The organism is Pseudomonas sp. 2 (assembly GCF_056627435.1).
Genome location: NZ_JBWXNG010000008.1, coordinates 251033 through 269862 on the forward strand (window position 1 = coordinate 251033; position 18830 = coordinate 269862).

General features: G+C 62.9%; 18 protein-coding genes. 15 read left to right on the forward strand and 3 right to left on the reverse strand.

Annotation, left to right across the window (positions count from 1 at the left end; all coding sequences use genetic code 11):
- The first annotated feature begins 98 nt into the window (after positions 1-98).
- The 9 genes from AC1MEK_RS15945 to trpE all read left to right on the forward strand — a co-directional run bounded on the left by AC1MEK_RS15945 (position 99) and on the right by trpE (position 11020).
- Positions 99-1130 carry an ABC transporter substrate-binding protein gene (locus tag AC1MEK_RS15945; protein WP_480397252.1) on the forward strand — a complete coding sequence of 344 codons (1032 nt, stop codon included), beginning with the start codon at positions 99-101 and terminating at the stop codon, positions 1128-1130.
- Between the two features lie 274 nt (positions 1131-1404).
- Positions 1405-2652, forward strand: a complete 1248-nt coding sequence (locus tag AC1MEK_RS15950; protein WP_480397253.1) for an ABC transporter permease — start codon at positions 1405-1407, stop codon at positions 2650-2652.
- A gap of 10 nt (positions 2653-2662) precedes the next feature.
- Complete coding sequence (locus AC1MEK_RS15955) at positions 2663-3490, forward strand: ABC transporter permease (RefSeq protein WP_480397254.1); 828 nt, start codon at positions 2663-2665, stop codon at positions 3488-3490.
- 198 nt (positions 3491-3688) lie between these two features.
- A complete protein-coding gene (locus AC1MEK_RS15960; protein WP_480397255.1) occupies positions 3689-5062 on the forward strand; it encodes a sigma-54 interaction domain-containing protein in 1374 nt (457 codons plus the stop codon).
- Positions 5063-5245: 183 nt separating this feature from the next.
- On the forward strand, positions 5246-6394 hold the full coding sequence (locus AC1MEK_RS15965; protein ID WP_480397256.1) for an iron-containing alcohol dehydrogenase: 1149 nt from the start codon (positions 5246-5248) through the stop codon (positions 6392-6394).
- A gap of 86 nt (positions 6395-6480) precedes the next feature.
- Positions 6481-7902, forward strand: a complete 1422-nt coding sequence (locus AC1MEK_RS15970) for a hypothetical protein (protein ID WP_480397257.1) — start codon at positions 6481-6483, stop codon at positions 7900-7902.
- Positions 7903-7978: 76 nt separating this feature from the next.
- Positions 7979-8650, forward strand: coding sequence for a ribulose-phosphate 3-epimerase (gene rpe / locus AC1MEK_RS15975; protein WP_480397258.1), 672 nt, complete (start codon positions 7979-7981; stop codon positions 8648-8650).
- The gene (locus AC1MEK_RS15980) at positions 8650-9468 is read left to right on the forward strand and encodes a phosphoglycolate phosphatase (RefSeq protein ID WP_480397259.1); all 819 of its coding nucleotides are present in this window, start codon (positions 8650-8652) and stop codon (positions 9466-9468) included. The genes rpe and AC1MEK_RS15980 overlap by 1 nt, the downstream gene beginning before the upstream one ends.
- Before the next feature lie 70 nt (positions 9469-9538).
- Complete coding sequence (gene trpE / locus AC1MEK_RS15985; RefSeq protein ID WP_480397260.1) at positions 9539-11020, forward strand: anthranilate synthase component I; 1482 nt, start codon at positions 9539-9541, stop codon at positions 11018-11020.
- Between the two features lie 49 nt (positions 11021-11069).
- Here trpE and estP read toward each other — a convergent pair whose 3' ends face one another.
- Both estP and AC1MEK_RS15995 read right to left on the reverse strand, forming a co-directional pair.
- Entirely contained in the window at positions 11070-13010 is a 1941-nt protein-coding gene (gene estP, locus AC1MEK_RS15990; RefSeq protein WP_480397261.1) for an esterase EstP, read from the reverse strand.
- Between the two features lie 22 nt (positions 13011-13032).
- Complete coding sequence (locus AC1MEK_RS15995; RefSeq protein ID WP_480397262.1) at positions 13033-13608, reverse strand: MFS transporter; 576 nt, start codon at positions 13606-13608, stop codon at positions 13033-13035.
- A 26-nt stretch (positions 13609-13634) separates the two neighbouring features.
- Here AC1MEK_RS15995 and AC1MEK_RS16000 point away from each other — a divergent pair, with 26 nt between their 5' ends.
- The 6 genes from AC1MEK_RS16000 (at position 13635) to AC1MEK_RS16025 (ending at position 18176) form a co-directional block, all read left to right on the forward strand.
- Entirely contained in the window at positions 13635-14072 is a 438-nt protein-coding gene (locus tag AC1MEK_RS16000; RefSeq protein WP_480397263.1) for a LysR family transcriptional regulator, read from the forward strand.
- Entirely contained in the window at positions 14057-14506 is a 450-nt protein-coding gene (locus AC1MEK_RS16005) for a LysR substrate-binding domain-containing protein (protein WP_480397264.1), read from the forward strand. The genes AC1MEK_RS16000 and AC1MEK_RS16005 overlap by 16 nt, the downstream gene beginning before the upstream one ends.
- A gap of 341 nt (positions 14507-14847) precedes the next feature.
- Positions 14848-15447, forward strand: a complete 600-nt coding sequence (locus tag AC1MEK_RS16010; RefSeq protein ID WP_480397265.1) for an aminodeoxychorismate/anthranilate synthase component II — start codon at positions 14848-14850, stop codon at positions 15445-15447.
- 18 nt (positions 15448-15465) lie between these two features.
- Positions 15466-16515 carry an anthranilate phosphoribosyltransferase gene (trpD, locus tag AC1MEK_RS16015; RefSeq protein ID WP_480397283.1) on the forward strand — a complete coding sequence of 350 codons (1050 nt, stop codon included), beginning with the start codon at positions 15466-15468 and terminating at the stop codon, positions 16513-16515.
- Positions 16512-17351, forward strand: a complete 840-nt coding sequence (gene trpC / locus AC1MEK_RS16020) for an indole-3-glycerol phosphate synthase TrpC (RefSeq protein WP_480397266.1) — start codon at positions 16512-16514, stop codon at positions 17349-17351. Before trpD ends, trpC begins: the two co-directional genes overlap by 4 nt.
- Before the next feature lie 129 nt (positions 17352-17480).
- The gene (locus AC1MEK_RS16025; protein WP_480397267.1) at positions 17481-18176 is read left to right on the forward strand and encodes a lipoate--protein ligase family protein; all 696 of its coding nucleotides are present in this window, start codon (positions 17481-17483) and stop codon (positions 18174-18176) included.
- Positions 18177-18182: 6 nt separating this feature from the next.
- Here AC1MEK_RS16025 and crp read toward each other — a convergent pair whose 3' ends face one another.
- Positions 18183-18827, reverse strand: a complete 645-nt coding sequence (crp, locus tag AC1MEK_RS16030) for a cAMP-activated global transcriptional regulator CRP (protein ID WP_480397268.1) — start codon at positions 18825-18827, stop codon at positions 18183-18185.
- Positions 18828-18830: the final 3 nt, after the last annotated feature.

Below are 18830 nucleotides of genomic sequence, written 5' to 3' on the forward strand. Positions count from 1 at the left end.
ACGCTGTAGTCGCACGCTGTGTTTGTAAAAAGAAGCACCCAGAGGCGAAAGAAATCGCCCCCAACGCTTATCCAAATCGTTCGTGGAGAGAAAAACAAATGCTCAAGACATTGAAGCTCACCGCCCTGTCGGTCGGCATGATGTGCGCGGCGCAAGCCATGGCCGCCGATCTGACTGTCATTTCCTTCGGTGGTGCGAACAAGGCCGCGCAGGAAAAGGCCTTCTACGCCCCGTGGGAAAAGGCAGGCAGCGGCAAGATCATTGCCGGCGAATACAACGGTGAGATGGCCAAGGTCAAAGCCATGGTCGACACCAAGAGCGTGACTTACGACCTGGTGGAAGTCGAATCCCCTGAACTGGCTCGCGGTTGCGACGAGGACATGTTCGAAGAGATCGACCCGGCCATTCTGGGCAAGAAAGAAGACTACGTACCAGGTGCGATCCAGACTTGCGGCGTGGGCTTCTTCGTCTGGTCGACCGTGCTGGCCTACAACGCCGACAAGCTGAAAACTGCACCGACCAGCTGGGCCGATTTCTGGGACACCAAGAAATTCCCGGGCAAGCGCGGCCTGCGCAAGGGCGCCAAGTACACCTTGGAATTCGCCCTGATGGCTGACGGCGTTGCGCCAAAAGACGTCTACAAAGTGCTGGCCAGCAAAGACGGCCAGGACCGCGCGTTCAAGAAGCTCGATGAGCTCAAGCCGAACATCCAGTGGTGGGAAGCCGGTGCCCAGCCGCCGCAATTCCTGCAATCGGGTGACGTGGTCATGAGCTCGGCCTACAACGGCCGTATCGCTGCGGTACAGAAAGAAAGCAACCTGAAAATCGTCTGGGCCGGCGGCGTCTACGACTTCGATTCCTGGGCCATTCCGAAGGGCGCGAAAAACGTCGAGGAAGCCAAGAAGTTCCTGGCCTTCACCCTCAAACCTGAGCAGCAGAAGACCTACTCCGAGAACATCGCCTACGGCCCGGCCAACTCCCAGGCTGTCAGCCTGCTGACCGCCGACAACCAGAAAAACATGCCGACCACGCCTGAGAACATCAAGGATCAGGTGCAATTGAGCGTGAGCTTCTGGACCGACAACGGCGAAAACCTGGAGCAGCGTTTCAACTCCTGGGCGGCCAAGTAAGCAGCCTGCGGTAAACGGCTTGGCCCGGACCTGTGGGAGCCGGCTTGCGTCTGAACAGTACGAGCCTGCGAGCCGCAAACTTGTGGGAGCCGGCTTGCTGGCGAATGCGGTGGTTCATTCAACATCGCGGCGTCTGACCTGACGCTTTCGCCAGCAAGCCGGCTCCCACGGACCGGTGTCCGTCCTCGTCGCATTTTTGTGTCAGATCCGGGTGTGTGCTGTTTCTTATCGAGAAAAAAGCCGCACCTTTTGTAAAAAGATTTCGGAGTTCGCTATGGCCACCGCCGTGCCCCTGACTGAAGGCGCCAGCCCGACCTTGAAGCAACGCCTGGCCCGTGCCGAGCGCGTCAACCGCTGGAAGGCTCAGGCGTTGATCGCGCCATTGGCGATTTTCCTGCTGCTGGTGTTTCTGGTGCCGATTGCGGCGCTGCTCTACAAAAGCGTGAGCAACCCTGAAGTGGTCGGCGGCATGCCGCTCACAGTCGTTGAAGTCGACAAATGGGACGGCAAGGGCCTGCCACCGGAAGCGGTGTACAAGGCGGCAAGCCAGGACTTGGCCGACGCTCGCAAAAACCAGACCCTGGGCGATCTGTCCAAGCGCCTGAACCAGGAGCTGGCCGGTTATCGCAGCCTGCTGGCGAAAACCGCCCGCGCGCTGCCATTCAAGGAAGAACCTGCTTCCTACAAAGAGGCGCTGGAAGCCATCGACGAACGTTGGGGTGACCCGGCGTACTGGCAGGCCGTGCGTCGCAACACTTCGAGCTTCACCCCCTATTACCTGTTGGCCGCGGTCGACCATCGCATCGATGACCTCGGTGAGCTGGCCCCCGCGACCCCGGATCAGGCGATCTACATCGACGTCTTCGCCCGTACGTTCTGGATGGGCCTGGTGATCACCTTGATCTGCCTGTTCCTCGCCTATCCGCTGGCCTATCTGCTGGCAAACCTGCCTGCACGCCAGAGCAACCTGCTGATGATTCTGGTGCTGCTGCCGTTCTGGACCTCGATTCTGGTGCGGGTCGCCGCATGGATCGTGTTGCTGCAATCGGGTGGCCTGATCAACGGTGCACTGATGGCCATGGGCATCATCGACAAGCCGCTGGAACTGGTGTTCAACCGGGTCGGCGTGTACATCTCGATGGTGCACATCATGCTGCCGTTCATGATTCTGCCGATCTACAGCGTGATGAAAGGCATCTCGCCGACCTACATGCGGGCGGCGATTTCGTTGGGCTGCAACCCCTTTGCCAGCTTCTGGCGGGTGTACTTCCCGCAGACCTACGCCGGTGTCGGCGCCGGTTGCCTGCTGGTGTTCATCCTTGCCATCGGTTACTACATCACCCCGGCGCTGCTGGGCAGCCCGAACGATCAGATGGTCAGCTACTTCGTGGCGTTCTACACCAACACCAGCATCAACTGGGGCATGGCCACCGCGCTGGGCGGCCTGTTGCTGCTGGCGACCGTGGTCCTGTACCTGATCTATAGCTGGCTGGTCGGCGCCAGCCGCCTGCGTCTGAGCTGAGGAGAGAAACATGTTGAGTCCTTATTCCTCGCCCATCGAGCGGGTCTGGCATTACACGCTGCGCATCCTCTGCGCGCTGATTCTGTTGTTCCTGGTGCTGCCGGTGCTGGTGATCGTGCCGCTGTCGTTCAACTCGGGCAGCTTTCTGGTCTACCCGCTGCAGGGCTTCTCGCTGCACTGGTACCAGGATTTCTTCAACTCGGCGGAGTGGATGCGCTCGCTGAAGAACAGCCTGATCGTCGCCCCGGCGGCCACGGTGCTGGCCATGGGCTTCGGTACGCTGGCGGCCATTGGTCTGACCCGCAGCAACTTCCCCGGCAAATCGCTGGTGATGGCGTTGGTGATCTCGCCGATGGTGGTGCCGGTGGTGATCATCGGTGTGGCCAGTTACCTGTTTTTCGCCCCGCTGGGGCTGGGCAACAGCTACACCTCGCTGATCCTGGTGCATGCGGTGCTGGGTGTGCCGTTCGTGATCATCACCGTGTCAGCCACGCTGCAGGGTTTCAACTACAACCTGGTGCGTGCTGCAGCCAGCCTGGGTGCCTCGCCGGTGACCACGTTCCGCCGGGTGACGCTGCCACTGATTGCGCCGGGGGTGATTTCCGGCGCGCTGTTCGCCTTCGCCACCTCGTTCGACGAAGTGGTGGTGACCCTGTTCCTCGCCGGCCCCGAACAGGCCACGTTGCCTCGGCAGATGTTCAGCGGCATCCGCGAAAACCTCAGCCCCACCATCGCGGCGGCGGCCACCTTGCTGGTGGCCTTCTCGGTGATCCTGCTGCTGGTGCTGGAGTGGCTGCGCGGGCGTAGCGAGAAGTTGCGTACGGCGGTGGTGGAGTAGGCTCTGCCGATTCTGTGGGAGTGAGCTTGCTCGCGAATGCGCCAGATCAGACGATGCAGTTTTGACTGATAGACCGCATTCGCGAGCAAGCTCACTCCCACAAGGGTTGTTGGTAGTCCTGCAGACCATCGTCGCCTCTCAAACCCCCACCTTAGCGTTTAAACTTCACCGCTCCCCACCCCGCTCCGGAGCCCCTCGGTGAACGTCAACGACGCCAGTTTCGAAGAACTGCTCAACGCCCTGCACGACGGCGTGTACATCACCGATGGCAACGGCACGACGCTCAAGGTCAATCACGCTTACGAACGCCTCACCGGTTTGAGTGGTGCCGATCTGATCGGCCGTTCGATGCAGGCGCTGGTCAAGGAAGGCGTCATTTCGCAATCCGCGTCGTTGCGGGTGCTGCAGGAAGGTCGGCCGGTGTCGGTGATGCAGAGCCTGAGCCAGGGCAAGAAACTGCTGGTCAGCGCAACGCCCATTCTCGATGCGGAACACCGGGTGTCCTACGTCGTCAGCACAGTGCGCGACATGACCGAACTGCTGCGCATGAAGCACGAGCGCGACGAGTTGCAGCAGCTCAAGCAACTGCGCAACAGCACGGCCAAATTGCACGCCGGGCAGCGCGACAACCTGCTGCATTCGCCGTTGATGGCCGATCAGGAAGTGTCGGGGCGGGTGTTCGCTCTCGCCCGGCAAGTGGCCGGCAGCTCAGTGAAGGTGCTGCTGCAGGGCGAAACCGGGGTCGGCAAGACCCTGGTCGCGCAGTTCATTCACAACGCAAGCCCCAGGGCCAAAGAGCCGTTTCTGGCGCTCAACTGCGGCGCGCTGCCCGAGAACCTGATCGAGGCCGAGCTGTTCGGCTATGCCCCCGGTGCCTTTACCGGCGCGGGCCCCAAAGGCAAGCGCGGGCTGCTGGAGCTGGCGCACAACGGCACGCTGTTCCTCGACGAGATCGGCGACTTGCCGCTGCCGGTGCAGGTCAAGTTGCTCAAGGTGATTGAGGAAAACCGCTTCATTCCGGTGGGCGGGCTGGAGCTCAAAGAGGTCGATGTGCGCATCATCAGCGCCACCCATCACGACCTCAAGCAGCTGGTCGTCGAAGGGAAGTTTCGTGCCGATCTGTATTACCGGCTCAACGTGGTGCCGATCAGCATTCCGGCCCTGCGTGAGCGCAGCGAGGAGATCCCGCCGCTGCTCAACTATTACCTCGACAGCTTCAACACCCGCTACGAGCGCCAGGTGCAGTGGAGCCTGGAAGCGCTGGACCTGATGTGCGAGTACGCCTGGCCGGGAAACATCCGTGAGCTGATCAACATCACCGAGCGGCTGGTGGTCACCAACCAGACCGGCATCATCGAAGCGCTGGACCTGCCCGACGAAATCCTCAACCTCAACCCGCAGCACATCGACGAAAGCCGCCTGCCGCTGCGCAAGGTGCTGGAGAACGCCGAGCGCGCGGCGATCCGCGCCGCGTTGCAGGTGCACAAGACCACTCGCCTGGCCGCCAAGGCGCTCGGCGTGAGCCAGGCGACCGTGGTGCAGAAGATGAAACGCTGGGAACGCTCTGATTAGGATTTCAATCAAGGGCCGCAAAACCGATCAGAAAATGGATCGGGACTGGCCGGTCAAAACCCTCGCAAATCGCGCGTGATCCGCGCAAAGCCTTGTACCAGAAGGCTTTGCGCGTTATGGCACAGCTTTCGCTATCTCATCTTGCACGTCTCTCACTAAAACAACGCACACAGGACGAGCCCGATGAGCATCGCTGCCTTCAAAATCGCCAACAAACTGATCACAGGGCAAGCCGCCATCGAGCAGCTGGCCGCTGAACTGACCCGCCTGAACGTCAACAACCCGCTGATCGTCACCGACACCATTCTGGTCAAGTCCGGCACCGTCGACCTCGCGCTGGCGCAACTGGGTGGGCGCCGCTATGGCATTTTCGATCAGGTCAAACCCGAGCCCGAAATCGCCATCGTCGAGGACTGCACCCGCGCCTATCGCGAAGGCGGCCACGACGGGCTGATCGGCCTAGGCGGCGGCAGCGCCATCGATATCGCCAAGGGCGTTGCAGCCTATGCCGGGCATGAAGGCCCGCTGGCCGAGCTGTTCGGCGTCGATCTGGTCAAGCGCAAGGGCCCGGCGCTGATCGCGATTCCGACCACGGCAGGCACTGGCTCGGAAGTGACCAACGTGGCGATCTTCTCCGACAAAGAGGCGCAGCTGAAAAAGGGCATCGTCAGCGATTACCTGCTGCCGGATGTGGCGCTGGTCAGCCCGGCCATGACCCTGACCTGCCCGCGCAGCGTGACGGCGGCCAGTGGCGTCGATGCGCTGGTGCATGCGGTGGAGTCGTACCTGTCGGTCAATGCGTCGCCCATCACCGATGCCATCGCCCTGGGCGCCATCAAGCTGATTGCCAAGGCGCTGCCCAAGGCCTACGCCAACCCGAACAACCTGCAGGCGCGCGAAGACATGGCCACCGCCAGCCTGATGGGCGGGATGTCGTTCGGCAACGCTGGCGTGGGCGCGGTGCATGCGCTGGCGTATCCGCTGGGCGGGCGTTTCAACATCGCCCACGGCGTCAGCAATGCCTTGCTGCTGCCGTATGTGATGGAGTGGAACAAGATGGCCTGCGTGGAAAAATTCCGCGACATCGCCGAAGCCATGGGCGTTCGCGTGGCTGACCTGAGCGATCAGGACGCCGCCGACCTGGCTGTCAAGGCCATGGCCGATCTGTGCGCTGCGGTCGATATCCCCGCCGGCCTGCGCAGCTTCAATGTGCCCGAAGACGCCATCCCGGCCATGGCTGAAGAGGCCAGCAAGATCGAGCGCCTGATGCGCAACAACCCGCGCAAGTTGACTGCCGGTGACATCGAGAAAATCTACCGCGCAGCCTACTGATGCCTGAATGACAGAGCGCCCGATCCGTATTCGGGCGTTCGCCGCGACACGACCCACACATAAAACCAATAAGACAGGTGCACCCCATGTCCAACACTCCCCAATCGCGGAGCGAAAGCCCCTACATCCCGCTCGGCCCGTTCAAGGTGCGGCTGCCGTTCATTCACTACAAGTTCGAGATGCCGGACTACCTCCAAGGCCTTTTGATGTGCGCCGTGGACCTGGCCGCGATCCCGCTGATGACCGAATTGCTGGGCATGCCATTCGAAGTGGCGCTGGCGGTGGTGATGCTCAACGGCTTGCTCTACCTCACGCACCATCTGCTCGGCGACCCGACCGTGCCGGGCTGGATCACCCCGGCTGTGCCGTTGCTGATGGCCTACTGCGCGCAGTTCCCGATGGGCCCGGAGCGTGTCCACGCCTTGATTGCCTTCCAGTTGATGCTCGGGGTGTTTTCCATAGCGCTGGGCATGACCGGGATGGCGAAGAAGGTGGTCGAATACGTGCCCTCGGCGATCAAGTCGGGGATCATCGTCGGCGCCGGCTTGAGTGCGGTGATCGCGGTGTTCCAGGTCGGCGGCAAGTTCAACGTGCTGCCGTGGACCATCTCGATTGCCGTGGGCATCGCGTTCTACCTGATCTTCTCCCAGCACTTCAACGACCTGAAACAGCGCAACCGTTTCTGGTGGAACTTTGCGAAGCTGGGCATCCTGCCGATCATCCTGTTGGCCGTTGTCGTCGCGCCGCTGTTTGGCGAAGCGCCGTGGCCGACCATTCAGTGGGGCATCAGCAAGCCGGACTTCGCCGGGCTGTGGAACAACTACACCGTGTTCGGCCTGGGCATGCCGCCGCTGTCGATGTTCATCTCGGCGCTGCCGACCATGCTGGCGGTGTACATCATCGTGTTTGGCGACGTGTTGAGTGCGAAATCGCTGCTCGATGAGGCAGAAACGGTCCGCACTGACGAAGTGGTCGACTACAACCCGGACCGCGCTCACCTGATCTTCGGCGCACGCAACGCCTTCATGAGCATCTTCGGGCCTGACGTGGCCATGTGCGGGCCGAAGTGGGCGGCGATGCTGGTGGTGGTGATCGAGCGCTTCAAGGGCGGGCCGAAGGCCATGCAGTCGATCATCGGCGGCGTGGGCTCGTTCCGCTGGGGCACCAACACCGGCCTGCTGCTGTTGCCGGTGGTGACCCTGGTGCAGCCAATCCTGGGCGTGGCGCTGTCCCTGACGCTGCTGATTCAGGGCTACGTCAGCGTGCGCCTGGGCATACTCGAAGCGCGCAGTCAGCGTGACCTGGGCATCGCCGGTGTGATCGGCGCAGTGCTGGCGATCAAGGGCGCGAGCTGGGCGTTCGGGATTGGCGTGGTGCTGTGCCTCTTGATCTACGGCAAGAATTTCTTCAAGGGCGAGGTGGACGGGACCTTTGCCAAGGATATGAAAGCCGCCCCTCAACCTGTGGCGAAAGCCGAGCGCCAGAAGGAGCGGGCGTTGGCCGATTGATCGGCCGCACACACCACGTTGCAAACTCCTGGGGTACAATGCGCGCCACCGTGATTTCGCTCAAAAAAGGTGCGTCATGCAGCCCTTCGCTATTGCTCCGTCGATTCTGTCCGCCGATTTCGCCCGCCTGGGCCAGGAAGTCGACAATGTCCTGGCCGCTGGCGCCGATATCGTTCACTTCGACGTCATGGACAATCACTACGTGCCCAACCTGACCATCGGCCCGATGGTCTGCGCGGCGCTGCGCAAGTACGGCGTCACCGCGCCGATCGATGTGCACCTGATGGTCAGCCCGGTGGATCGCATCATCGGCGACTTCGTCGAGGCCGGCGCGACCTACATCACCTTCCACCCGGAAGCGACCCAGCACATCGACCGCTCGCTGCAACTGGTCCGCGAAGCCGGCTGCAAGTCGGGCCTGGTGTTCAACCCGGCAACGCCCTTGAACCTGCTCGAATACGTCATGGACAAGGTCGATATGATCCTGCTCATGAGCGTCAACCCGGGCTTCGGCGGCCAGAAGTTCATCCCCGGCACCCTCAACAAACTGCGTGAAGCCCGTGCGCTGATCGATGCGTCCGGGCGTGACATCCGTCTGGAAATCGACGGCGGCGTGAACGTGAACAACATCCGCGAAATCGCCGCCGCTGGCGCCGACACCTTCGTGGCCGGTTCCGCGATCTTCAACGCGCCGGACTACAAGGAAGTCATCGACAAAATGCGTGCAGAACTGGCGCAGGCGCGTTGATGAGCGGCTTCGAGCAGCTGTTTCCGGGTCGCTTGCCCAGACTGATCATGTTCGATCTGGACGGCACGCTGATCGACTCGGTGCCGGATCTGGCCGCAGCTGTCGACAAAACGCTGATTGCGCTGGGCCGCGACCCCGCCGGTATCGAGCGGGTGCGCAACTGGATCGGCAACGGTGTGCGCGTGCTGGTGCGTCGCGCACTGGCCGGCGACATGGATCACGCCGCTGTCGACGAGGCGTCCACCGAAGAGGCGCTGGCGATCTTCATGGAAGCCTACAGCGACAACCATTCGCTGACCCGCGTCTACCCCGGCGTGCGTGAGACCCTGAAGTGGCTGCAGAAGCAGGGCGTGGAAATGGCCCTGATCACCAACAAGCCCGAGCGCTTCGTGGCGCCGCTGCTGGACGACATGAAGCTGGGGCGGTTCTTCCGCTGGATCGTCGGCGGCGACACGCTGCCGCAGCAGAAGCCCGACCCGGCCGCGCTGTTTTTCGTGATGAAAATGGCCGGTGTGCCCGGCTCGCAGTCGCTGTTCGTGGGCGATTCGCGCAACGATGTGCTGGCGGCCAAGGCGGCCGGTGTCGCCTGTGTGGCATTGAGTTACGGCTACAACCACGGGCGTCCGATTGCCGAAGAATCTCCGGCGCTGGTGATCGATGACCTGCGCAAGCTTATTCCCGGTTGCTTAGATCTTGGGGCTGAGATAACGTTGCCCGACGTTGCAACTCCCTCCTTTAGAGATTCCATCGTGGTGGTCACTCGCAAACTCTGGATGAAAGTCATCAAGGCCCTGGCCCGTTGGCGTTGGCGCGCCTGACTTGAATCTGGCCGCCTGTGCGGCGCGTTTGCATACCTGACCGTTTTACCCTCAGACCACGAGGCAGATCATGACCCGCGAAGAATTCCTGCGTTTGGCCGCCGAAGGCTACAACCGCATCCCCCTTGCCATCGAAACCCTGGCTGACTTCGACACGCCGCTGTCGATCTACCTGAAACTCGCCGACGAGCCGAACTCCTACTTGCTGGAGTCGGTGCAGGGCGGCGAGAAATGGGGTCGTTATTCGATGATCGGCCTGCCGTGCCGCACCGTTTTGCGCGTGCACGACCACACGATCAGTGTGACCCACGACGGTGTCGAGACCGAGCGGCAGGACGTTGAAGATCCGTTGGCTTTCGTCGAGACCTTCAAGGCGCGCTACAACGTGCCGACCGTGGCGGGCCTGCCGCGGTTCAATGGCGGCCTGGTGGGCTACTTCGGCTATGACTGCGTGCGCTATGTCGAGCCGCGTTTGGGCAAATGTCCGAACCCGGATCCGCTGGGCGTGCCGGACATTCTGCTGATGGTCTCTGACGCCGTGGTGGTGTTCGACAACCTGGCGGGCAAGATGCACGCCATCGTGCTGGTCGACCCGTCGCAGCCTGAAGCGTATGAAAGCGGCCTGGCGCGTCTGGAAGAGCTGATGGAGAAACTGCGTCAGCCGATCACCCCGCGTCGCGGCCTGGACCTGACCCGTCCGCAAGCCGCCGAGCCCAAGTTCCGCTCCAGCTTCACCCAGGACGACTACGAAAAAGCCGTCGACACCATCAAGGAATACATCCTGGCGGGCGACTGCATGCAAGTGGTGCCGTCGCAGCGTATGTCGATCGACTTCAAGGCCGCGCCCATCGATCTGTATCGCGCGCTGCGCTGCTTCAACCCGACGCCGTACATGTACTTCTTCAACTTCGGCGACTTCCACGTCGTCGGCAGCTCGCCGGAAGTGCTGGTGCGCGTCGAAGACAACCTGATCACCGTGCGTCCGATCGCCGGCACCCGCCCGCGTGGCGCGACCGAAGAAGCGGACCATGCGCTGGAAGTCGACCTGCTGTCCGACGACAAGGAAATCGCCGAGCACTTGATGCTCATCGACCTGGGCCGCAACGACACGGGCCGCGTCTCGGAAATCGGCTCGGTGAAACTGACCGAGAAAATGGTCATCGAGCGTTATTCCAACGTGATGCACATCGTCTCCAACGTTACCGGCCAACTGAAAAGCGGCCTGACGGCGATGGACGCGCTGCGGGCGATTCTGCCGGCGGGCACCTTGTCCGGCGCGCCGAAGATTCGCGCGATGGAAATCATCGACGAACTGGAGCCGGTCAAGCGCGGCGTCTACGGCGGAGCGGTGGGTTACCTGGCGTGGAACGGCAACATGGACACCGCGATTGCCATCCGCACCGCAGTGATCAAGAACGGCGAACTGCACGTTCAGGCCGGTGGCGGCATCGTTGCCGACTCGGTGCCGGCGCTGGAGTGGGAAGAAACCATCAACAAACGCCGCGCGATGTTCCGCGCGGTGGCCCTGGCGGAGCAGACGCCAGAGGCGTGATCGGGTTTTATCCACAGGAACGGCGCCGATGGCGCCGTTTTTTGTGGCACTAGAAATCCATACTTAACGCCACATTCACCCCTTGCTGCGTCACGTCATCGTTCTTGCGCCAGTTGTAGCCGGCGTGCAGGGTCAAATCCGGTGCCAGTTTCTGGCTCAGGCCCACGCTGGCCCGGTTCAGACTGCGTTGCGGCTCATATCCCTCCAACGTGAAATTCACCCCCGGCACGCTGTTCAAGGCCATGGTCACGTCCTGCTGATCCGTTTCGAACTCGCGCTCGTGGGCGATTTCGCCGAACACTTGAGTCTGCGGCGTGAGGTCGAACTTGCCTTGCAGGCCTGCGCCGAGGCGTTTCGAGCGACGAGTCTGGTCGTCATAGCTGAGCGCCGTGGCACGGGTGCTGTTTTCCGAATAGCCGTCCACGTTGATGTGCGAGTAATCCGCGCTGATGAACGGCGAGACGTGCCAGCGACTGGTTTGCCCGGCGAGGTCGTAACCCAGCCGGCCACTGACGGCCCAGAGGTCGCCGTCGGTATCGCCTTTTTCCGCGCCTTCGCTCACGCCCAGGGCGAATTTGCGTTTCAGGTGGTCGTAGTCCAGTCGTCCGCCCGAGGCTGCGAGGTCTGCCCACAGATGCTCGGCCTGAAACTGCACGAACGCGGTGGCGATGTAGCTGTTGAGCTTGTAGTCCGAATCCCGGGGGCCGGCCTCCAGGGTCTGTCGATAGGCACCGGCCACCAGACCGGCGCGCCAGTCTTCGGCAAACCGGTAGCTGCCACCCACGGTGAGGTTGTAGCCGTGGCCGTCGGCGCTCGCGGAATTGCCTTGCGCGTCGAAGTCCATTTTCTGACCGCCGCCGGCGACGATTGCCCGCCATTGGCCGACGCCTTGCCAATTGCCCCAGTCCGCCAGCCACTGGCTGCGCAGTTCATCCTGCTGGGCGCGCAGGGTGCCGTTGGCCATTTCCGGCAGCAGGCTGATTTCCCATGGCGCCGAGAGAATCGAATAGCCGTAGTCGGCGATCAGCCGCTGGCCGGCCACGGTGGGGTGAACGCCGTCGTTGAACAGCAGCTTGGTCGGGTCGGGCGTCAGGCCGCCGATGCCGTACACGCTGTTGGCGGTGCAGCTGTTGCCACTGAAACAAGTGCCGACCAGATTCTGATCGGCGGCTAGCCCATAACGCGCCGGGTCATCGAGCACTTCGCGCACCAGGCCCGGGACATTGAGTGGAATGACCTCGGCGTCGATCTGGCCCAGGCGGCTGACCAGTTGCTGATTGAACACGCCGCTGAGCAGTGTCGACGGGGTTTGCAGCGGCGTGCCGAACACCGCTGGCGTCTGGCCGATGTCCGGGAGCAGCCAGACCATGATGTAACGCGCGCCCGCCTGAGACAGCACCTGCGCGCTGTCGGCGAGGTTGTTTGCGGCGGCCACCGCTTGGCCTGCACTGAGCACGCGGCCCTGCAGGAAATCGTTACCGCCACCGGTCAGGTAATAGAGCGCGTTGGGATCGGCGCGAAAACCGGTCCCTACCAGATACCCCGGGCGCGTGCGGAAAACCGTGGTCACGCCGGTCGTGGTGTCGGTGTTGGCCACTTGCGACTGGCGGGTGATCGCGGCCAGGATCTGATCGGTTCGATCCCCGCCCACCGCCCAGTTGTTGCCATCGGCCAGGCCCAACGCGGCGCGTACGGGAGACGTCGAGGCCTGCAGGTCGCCTGGCGCGACGCCCAGCATGCTGCCGAGCAAAGTCGACGAGTTCAGGCCGAACACTTCGCCGCTGCCGTTCAGGTAGGTCGGCCCGACGCGGTTGGTGAAGCGCAGCGTAGCGCCCACCGGGCCGCCGGCATCGGGGAACTGGCCGGCGTCGGCCAGGCTGTCGCCGAATACGATCATCGTCGAGTAAGGGGAGGAGGCGGCCAGCGCCGAGGAGCAGGCGAGGCCCAGCAGGCAGGCCGCAAACGAACCGCGCAGGGGTGTTTTGAACATTGAGAAATCCCTTCTTGTCTTGTTATTTGTGTACGAGAAGGTAGCAGTCATGACACACAGCGCCATGTCCTGTGTCATCCAGGATGGGTTTTGTGCGGAAAAACACGCGGCCTGCACAACGTAAAAGGCTGTTGATCCGGCCTTGGGCTTTGGGATCGACCGCGAAGGCCCGCGTCTGGTTGGCGACCAGGCCCGCCTGCACGCCAATGTCCAGCACGATGACGCCGAGCACCAGATAGATCAGCGAGGTGTTTGCGCCAGCCAGCAGCAGGAAGGACAGCGTGACAATGCCGATGCTGGCGCCGATGACCGCGCGCGCCCCTAGTCGGTCAGATGCCCGGCCGCCCAGCGACGCGGCCAGCGCGCCCGCCGCGCCGATGATGCCGAAACCTCCTGCCCAGGCGCTGCTCAAGTGCCACGGACCTTCGGCCAGCAGAGCGGCGAGGTTGACCCAGAAGGCGTTGAAGCACGCCCACAACAGTGCCTGCACGATCATCGACTGACGAATCGGCCGGTTGTCCCGCATCAGTGGCCAGAGTGAAGTCAGCAGACGTCCGTAGGAAAGGTCGGTGGTCGGCACGCCTTTGGGAAGCAGCATCGCCGCGGCGATCCCGATTCGTCACGGTGGCCGAATCCGGCAGCCTCTCAGCCGCCGCCCGGCAGTTGGGTACGCCGCTGGCGACGGTGAGCCGCAAGGTCGCGGAGTTGGAAGCGCATCTGAACACCCGCCTGTTGCATCGCACCACCCGGCAGCTTTCGCTGACCGAAGCGGGAAGTTCGTATCTGGCCGCATGCCGGCGGATTCTTCAGGACATCGAAGAAGCCGAGCGTGCGGCGACCGGCGAGTATGCCGCGCCCAGGGGCGAACTGGTGGTCACCGCGCCGGTGGTGTTCGGGCGTCTGCATGTGGTGCCGGTGCTGGCCGAATTTCTCGCGCAGTACCCGCAGATCACTGTCAGCCTCACGCTCACCGATCGCGTGGTGCACCTGATGGAGGAAACAGCGACGTCGCGCTGCGCATCGGCGAGTTGCCGGACAGCTCGCAGATGGCGACCAGCGTAGGCAGCGTGCGGCGGGTGGTATGTGCCAGCCCCGGCTACCTCGCCGAGCGGGGAGAGCCCCTGGCTCCGGAGCAACTGGCCGGGCATGACTGCATCACCTTCGAGGTCCTCGAATCCCGACGCGCCTGGGTGTTCGGCACGGGCAAGGGCGAGCGTTCGGTGGCGGTGCGTTCACGGCTGGCGGTCAATACTGCCGAAGCGGCCATCGACGCCTGTGCGTTGGGTGTCGGGCTGATTCGCGTGCTGTCGTATCAGGTCGCTGAGGCGGTTCGCGACAACCGGTTGCGTATCGTGCTGGAGCGCTTCGAGTCTGCGCCGTTGCCCGTCAGCCTGGTGCACCGGGGGCAGACGCCGCTGCCTTTGAAGCTGCGCGCCTTCCTGGACTTCGTCACGCCGCGCCTGCGGGCCCGTATCCAGCGGCTGACGTCGGGCTGATCCGGGGAATACACGCCGTTCTGATTGCATCCAGTGGGGTTTTTCTATCGTAGAATGCGGTTGCTTCGCCAGGTTCGGTACGCTAATGTCCCGGAACATATAGATGAGACCCCTCCCGTGACAATTGTCAGCAAACTCTTGATGCGCGTTATCAAGGCCCACGCCCGCTGGCGTTGGCGCGCCTGACTCTTTCTCCTGCCGGCATCGCCCGGCCCTGCAACACCCTGCCTCGAAGACGAGCTCCATCCCGCAAGCCCTGCACCGCGCAGAGGCTCGAACAAGCGGGCACGGATTTCCAGAGGCTTGAATAAGGTCAGTGATTTCAAGAGGTTAAGCACACCATGCTGCTGATGATCGATAACTACGACTCTTTTACCTATAACGTCGTGCAGTACCTGGGCGAACTGGGCGCCGACGTTAAAGTGATCCGCAACGACGAAATGACCGTCGCCGAAATCGAAGCCCTCAACCCCGAGCGCATCGTGGTTTCGCCAGGCCCCTGCACGCCGAACGAGGCGGGCGTGTCGATCGATGTGATCAAGCACTTCGCCGGCAAGCTGCCGGTGTTGGGCGTTTGCCTGGGCCATCAGTCCATCGGCCAGGCGTTCGGCGGCGATGTAGTGCGCGCGCGTCAGGTCATGCACGGCAAGACCAGCGACCTGATCCACGAAGACAAAGGCGTGTTTGAAGGCCTGAAACATCCGCTCACCGTTACCCGCTACCACTCGCTGGTGGTCAAGCGCGAAACCCTGCCCGACTGCCTGGAAGTGACCGCCTGGACCCAGCTTGAAGACGGCTCCGTCGACGAGATCATGGGCCTGCGCCACAAGACGCTGAACGTCGAGGGCGTGCAGTTCCACCCCGAGTCGATTCTCTCCGAGCAGGGCCACGAGCTGTTCGCCAACTTCCTCAAGCAGACCGGCGGCACTCGTCAGGGTTAAGGACACTTCGTTATGGCAATGGATATCAAAACGGCGCTGGCCCGGGTTGTGAATCAACTGGACCTGACCACCGATGAAATGCGCGACGTCATGCGCGAAATCATGACCGGCCAGTGCACCCAGGCGCAGATCGGCGCCTTCCTGATGGGCATGCGCATGAAGAGCGAAACCATCGACGAGATCGTCGGTGCGGTGTCGGTCATGCGCGAGCTGGCGGGGCAGGTCGAGCTGCAGTCGCTGGATCGCGTGGTCGACATCGTCGGCACCGGCGGTGACGGCGCGAACATCTTCAACGTTTCCACGGCGGCGTCGCTGGTGATTTCGGCAGCGGGCTGCACCGTGGCCAAGCACGGCAACCGCGCGGTGTCGGGCAAGAGCGGCAGTGCCGACCTGCTGGAAGCGGCAGGTGTTTATCTGAACCTGACACCGGTGCAAGTCGCGCGCTGCATCGACAGCGTCGGCATCGGCTTCATGTTCGCCCAGACTCATCATCAGGCGATGAAGCACGCCGCAGGGCCGCGCAAGGAACTGGGGCTGCGTACCCTGTTCAACATGCTGGGCCCGCTGACCAACCCGGCTGGCGTCAAGCATCAGGTGGTCGGCGTGTTCAATCAGGCGCTGTGCCGCCCGCTGGCCGAAGTACTGCGCCGGCTGGGCAGCAAGCATGTGCTGGTGGTGCACTCTCAGGATGGCCTGGACGAATTCAGCCTCGCCGCGCCGACCTTCGTCGCCGAGCTGAAGAACGACGAAGTCACCGAATATTGGGTGCAGCCGGAAGACCTGGGCATGAAGAGCCAGAGCCTGTTTGGTCTGGTGGTCGACAGCCCGCAGCAGTCGCTGGAGCTGATTCGTGATGCCCTGGGCCGGCGCAAGACCGAGAACGGTCAGAAGGCCGCCGAGATGATCGTGCTCAACGCCGGTGCTGCGCTCTATGCTGCAGACCATGCCTCGTCGCTGAAAGAAGGCGTGGAACTGGCCCACGATGCGCTGCATACCGGCCTTGCGCGTGAAAAACTGGAGGAGCTGGGCGCCTTCACCGCCGTATTCAAACAGGAGAATGAAGGATGAGTGTGCCGACGGTTCTGGAAAAGATTCTGGCCCGCAAGGCCGAGGAAGTCGCGGCGCGCCGTGCCAGTGTCAGCCTGTCTGAACTCGAAACCCTGGTCAGCAGCGCCGATGCTCCGCGTGGCTTCGCCCAGGCGCTGATCGAGCAGGCCAAGCGCAAGCAGGCAGCGGTCATCGCTGAAATCAAGAAGGCCTCGCCGAGCAAGGGCGTGATTCGCGAGAACTTCCAGCCTGGCGAAATCGCCAAGAGCTATGAAGCGGGCGGCGCGACCTGCCTGTCGGTGCTGACCGACATCGACTTCTTCCAGGGCGCCGATGCGTACTTGAAAGAAGCCCGCAGCGCCTGTTCGCTGCCGGTGATTCGCAAAGACTTCATGATCGATCCGTATCAGATCGTCGAAGCGCGCGCACTGGGGGCTGACTGCATTCTGCTGATCGTCTCCGCGCTGGACGACGTGCAGATGGCCGAGCTGGCGTCGGTCGCCAAGGGCGTCGGCCTGGACGTGCTGGTCGAAGTGCACGACGGCGACGAGCTGGAGCGCGCACTCAAGACCCTCGACACGCCGCTGGTAGGCGTCAACAATCGCAACCTGCACACCTTCGATGTGAGCCTTGAGACCACGCTGGACCTGCTGCCGCGCATCCCGCGCGATCGTCTGGTCATCACCGAAAGCGGCATTCTCAACCGCGCCGACGTCGAGCTGATGGAAATCAACGAGGTGTATTCCTTCCTGGTCGGCGAAGCCTTCATGCGCGCCGAGAAGCCAGGTGTGGAACTGCAGCGCCTGTTCTTCCCGGAGAAGGGCGCGGCGGCGATCAAGGGCAATACGCTGGATTGATGCTCTGATGCCCCGTAGCAGCACGGCTTGCCGGCGGGGCGTTGTGTCAGGCGACATCTTCGTCACAGATACACCGCCCCGCCGGCAAGCCGTGCTGCTACGGGGCGGTGAATGCATTGAGGACTGCGCATGAACACCCAGGTTATCGACATCTGCGTCGAATCCGGCCTCAAGGCCGAGCAGGATCTGCTGGCCGCTGTCTGTGCCGGCGATGCCGACCACGGCCTGCTGTTCTGGCGCCCCAACGATCACGCGCTGGTGATGCCGCGCCGCCTGAGCCGACTGGCAGGTTTCACTGAAGCCAGCGAGACCCTCTCTGAAATCGGTTGGCCGGTGCTGTTGCGCGAGAGCGGCGGCGAGCCGGTGCCTCAATCCCCCGCGACCGTGAACGTCGCACTGGTCTACGTTCAGCCCGCATCCGAACCTGATCGCGATCGCATCGAAAACGCCTACCTGCGTCTGTGTCAGCCCATGCTCGATGTCTTGGGTGAGCTGGGCGGGGCGGCGTCGTTGGGCGAAGTCGAGGGCGCGTTCTGCGATGGGCGCTTCAACGTCAATCTAGACGGCCGCAAGATGGTCGGGACGGCCCAGCGCTGGCGCCAGAGCCAGGGCGGCAAGCGCCCGGTGGTGCTGGTCCATGGCGCCATGCTGCTGGATAACGAACGGGCGGAGATGGTCAATGCGGTCAACCGCTTCAATCAGATGTGCGATCTGCCGCAACGCTGCCGCGCCGACAGCCATATCGCCTTGCACGAGCAGTTCGCCGCGGCGGATTTCCTGACCCGCTTGGCCGAGCGCTACGCTAAAGGTTTCGCTCAGCTGTAACGAACGTCAGCGGGTACCGAAGACCACCATGGTCTTGCCGCGCACGTGCACCAGCTTTTGCTCTTCCAGCGATTTGAGCACGCGCCCAACCATTTCCCGCGAACAACCGACGATCCGGCCGATTTCCTGGCGGGTGATCTTGATCTGCATGCCGTCCGGGTGAGTCATGGCGTCGGGCTGCTTGCACAGGTCGAGCAGGCTGCGGGCTACGCGCCCGGTGACATCCAGAAACGCCAGGTCACCGACCTTGCGCGTGGTGTTGCGCAGGCGCTCGGCCATCTGCCCGCCCATGGCGTAGAGCAGTTCGGGATCGTGCTGGCTCAGCTCGCGGAACTTGGCATAGGTGATTTCCGCCACTTCGCATTCGGTCTTGGCGCGCACCCAGGCGCTGCGCGGCGAGCCGGAGCTTGGCGGGTGGAACAGGCCCAGTTCACCGAAGAAATCCCCGGCATTGAGGTAGGCGACGATCATTTCGCGGCCGTCGCTGTCTTCGATCAGGATCGTCACCGAGCCCTTGATGATCAGAAACAGCGACTCGGACTCTTCGCCCGCGCAGAGGATATTGCTCTTGGCCGGGCAGCGCCGACGCTGGGCGTGAGGCAAGAGCTTGTCGGCCAGTTTGGCTTTGTTCGGAGGGGTCATGGCAACCATGGC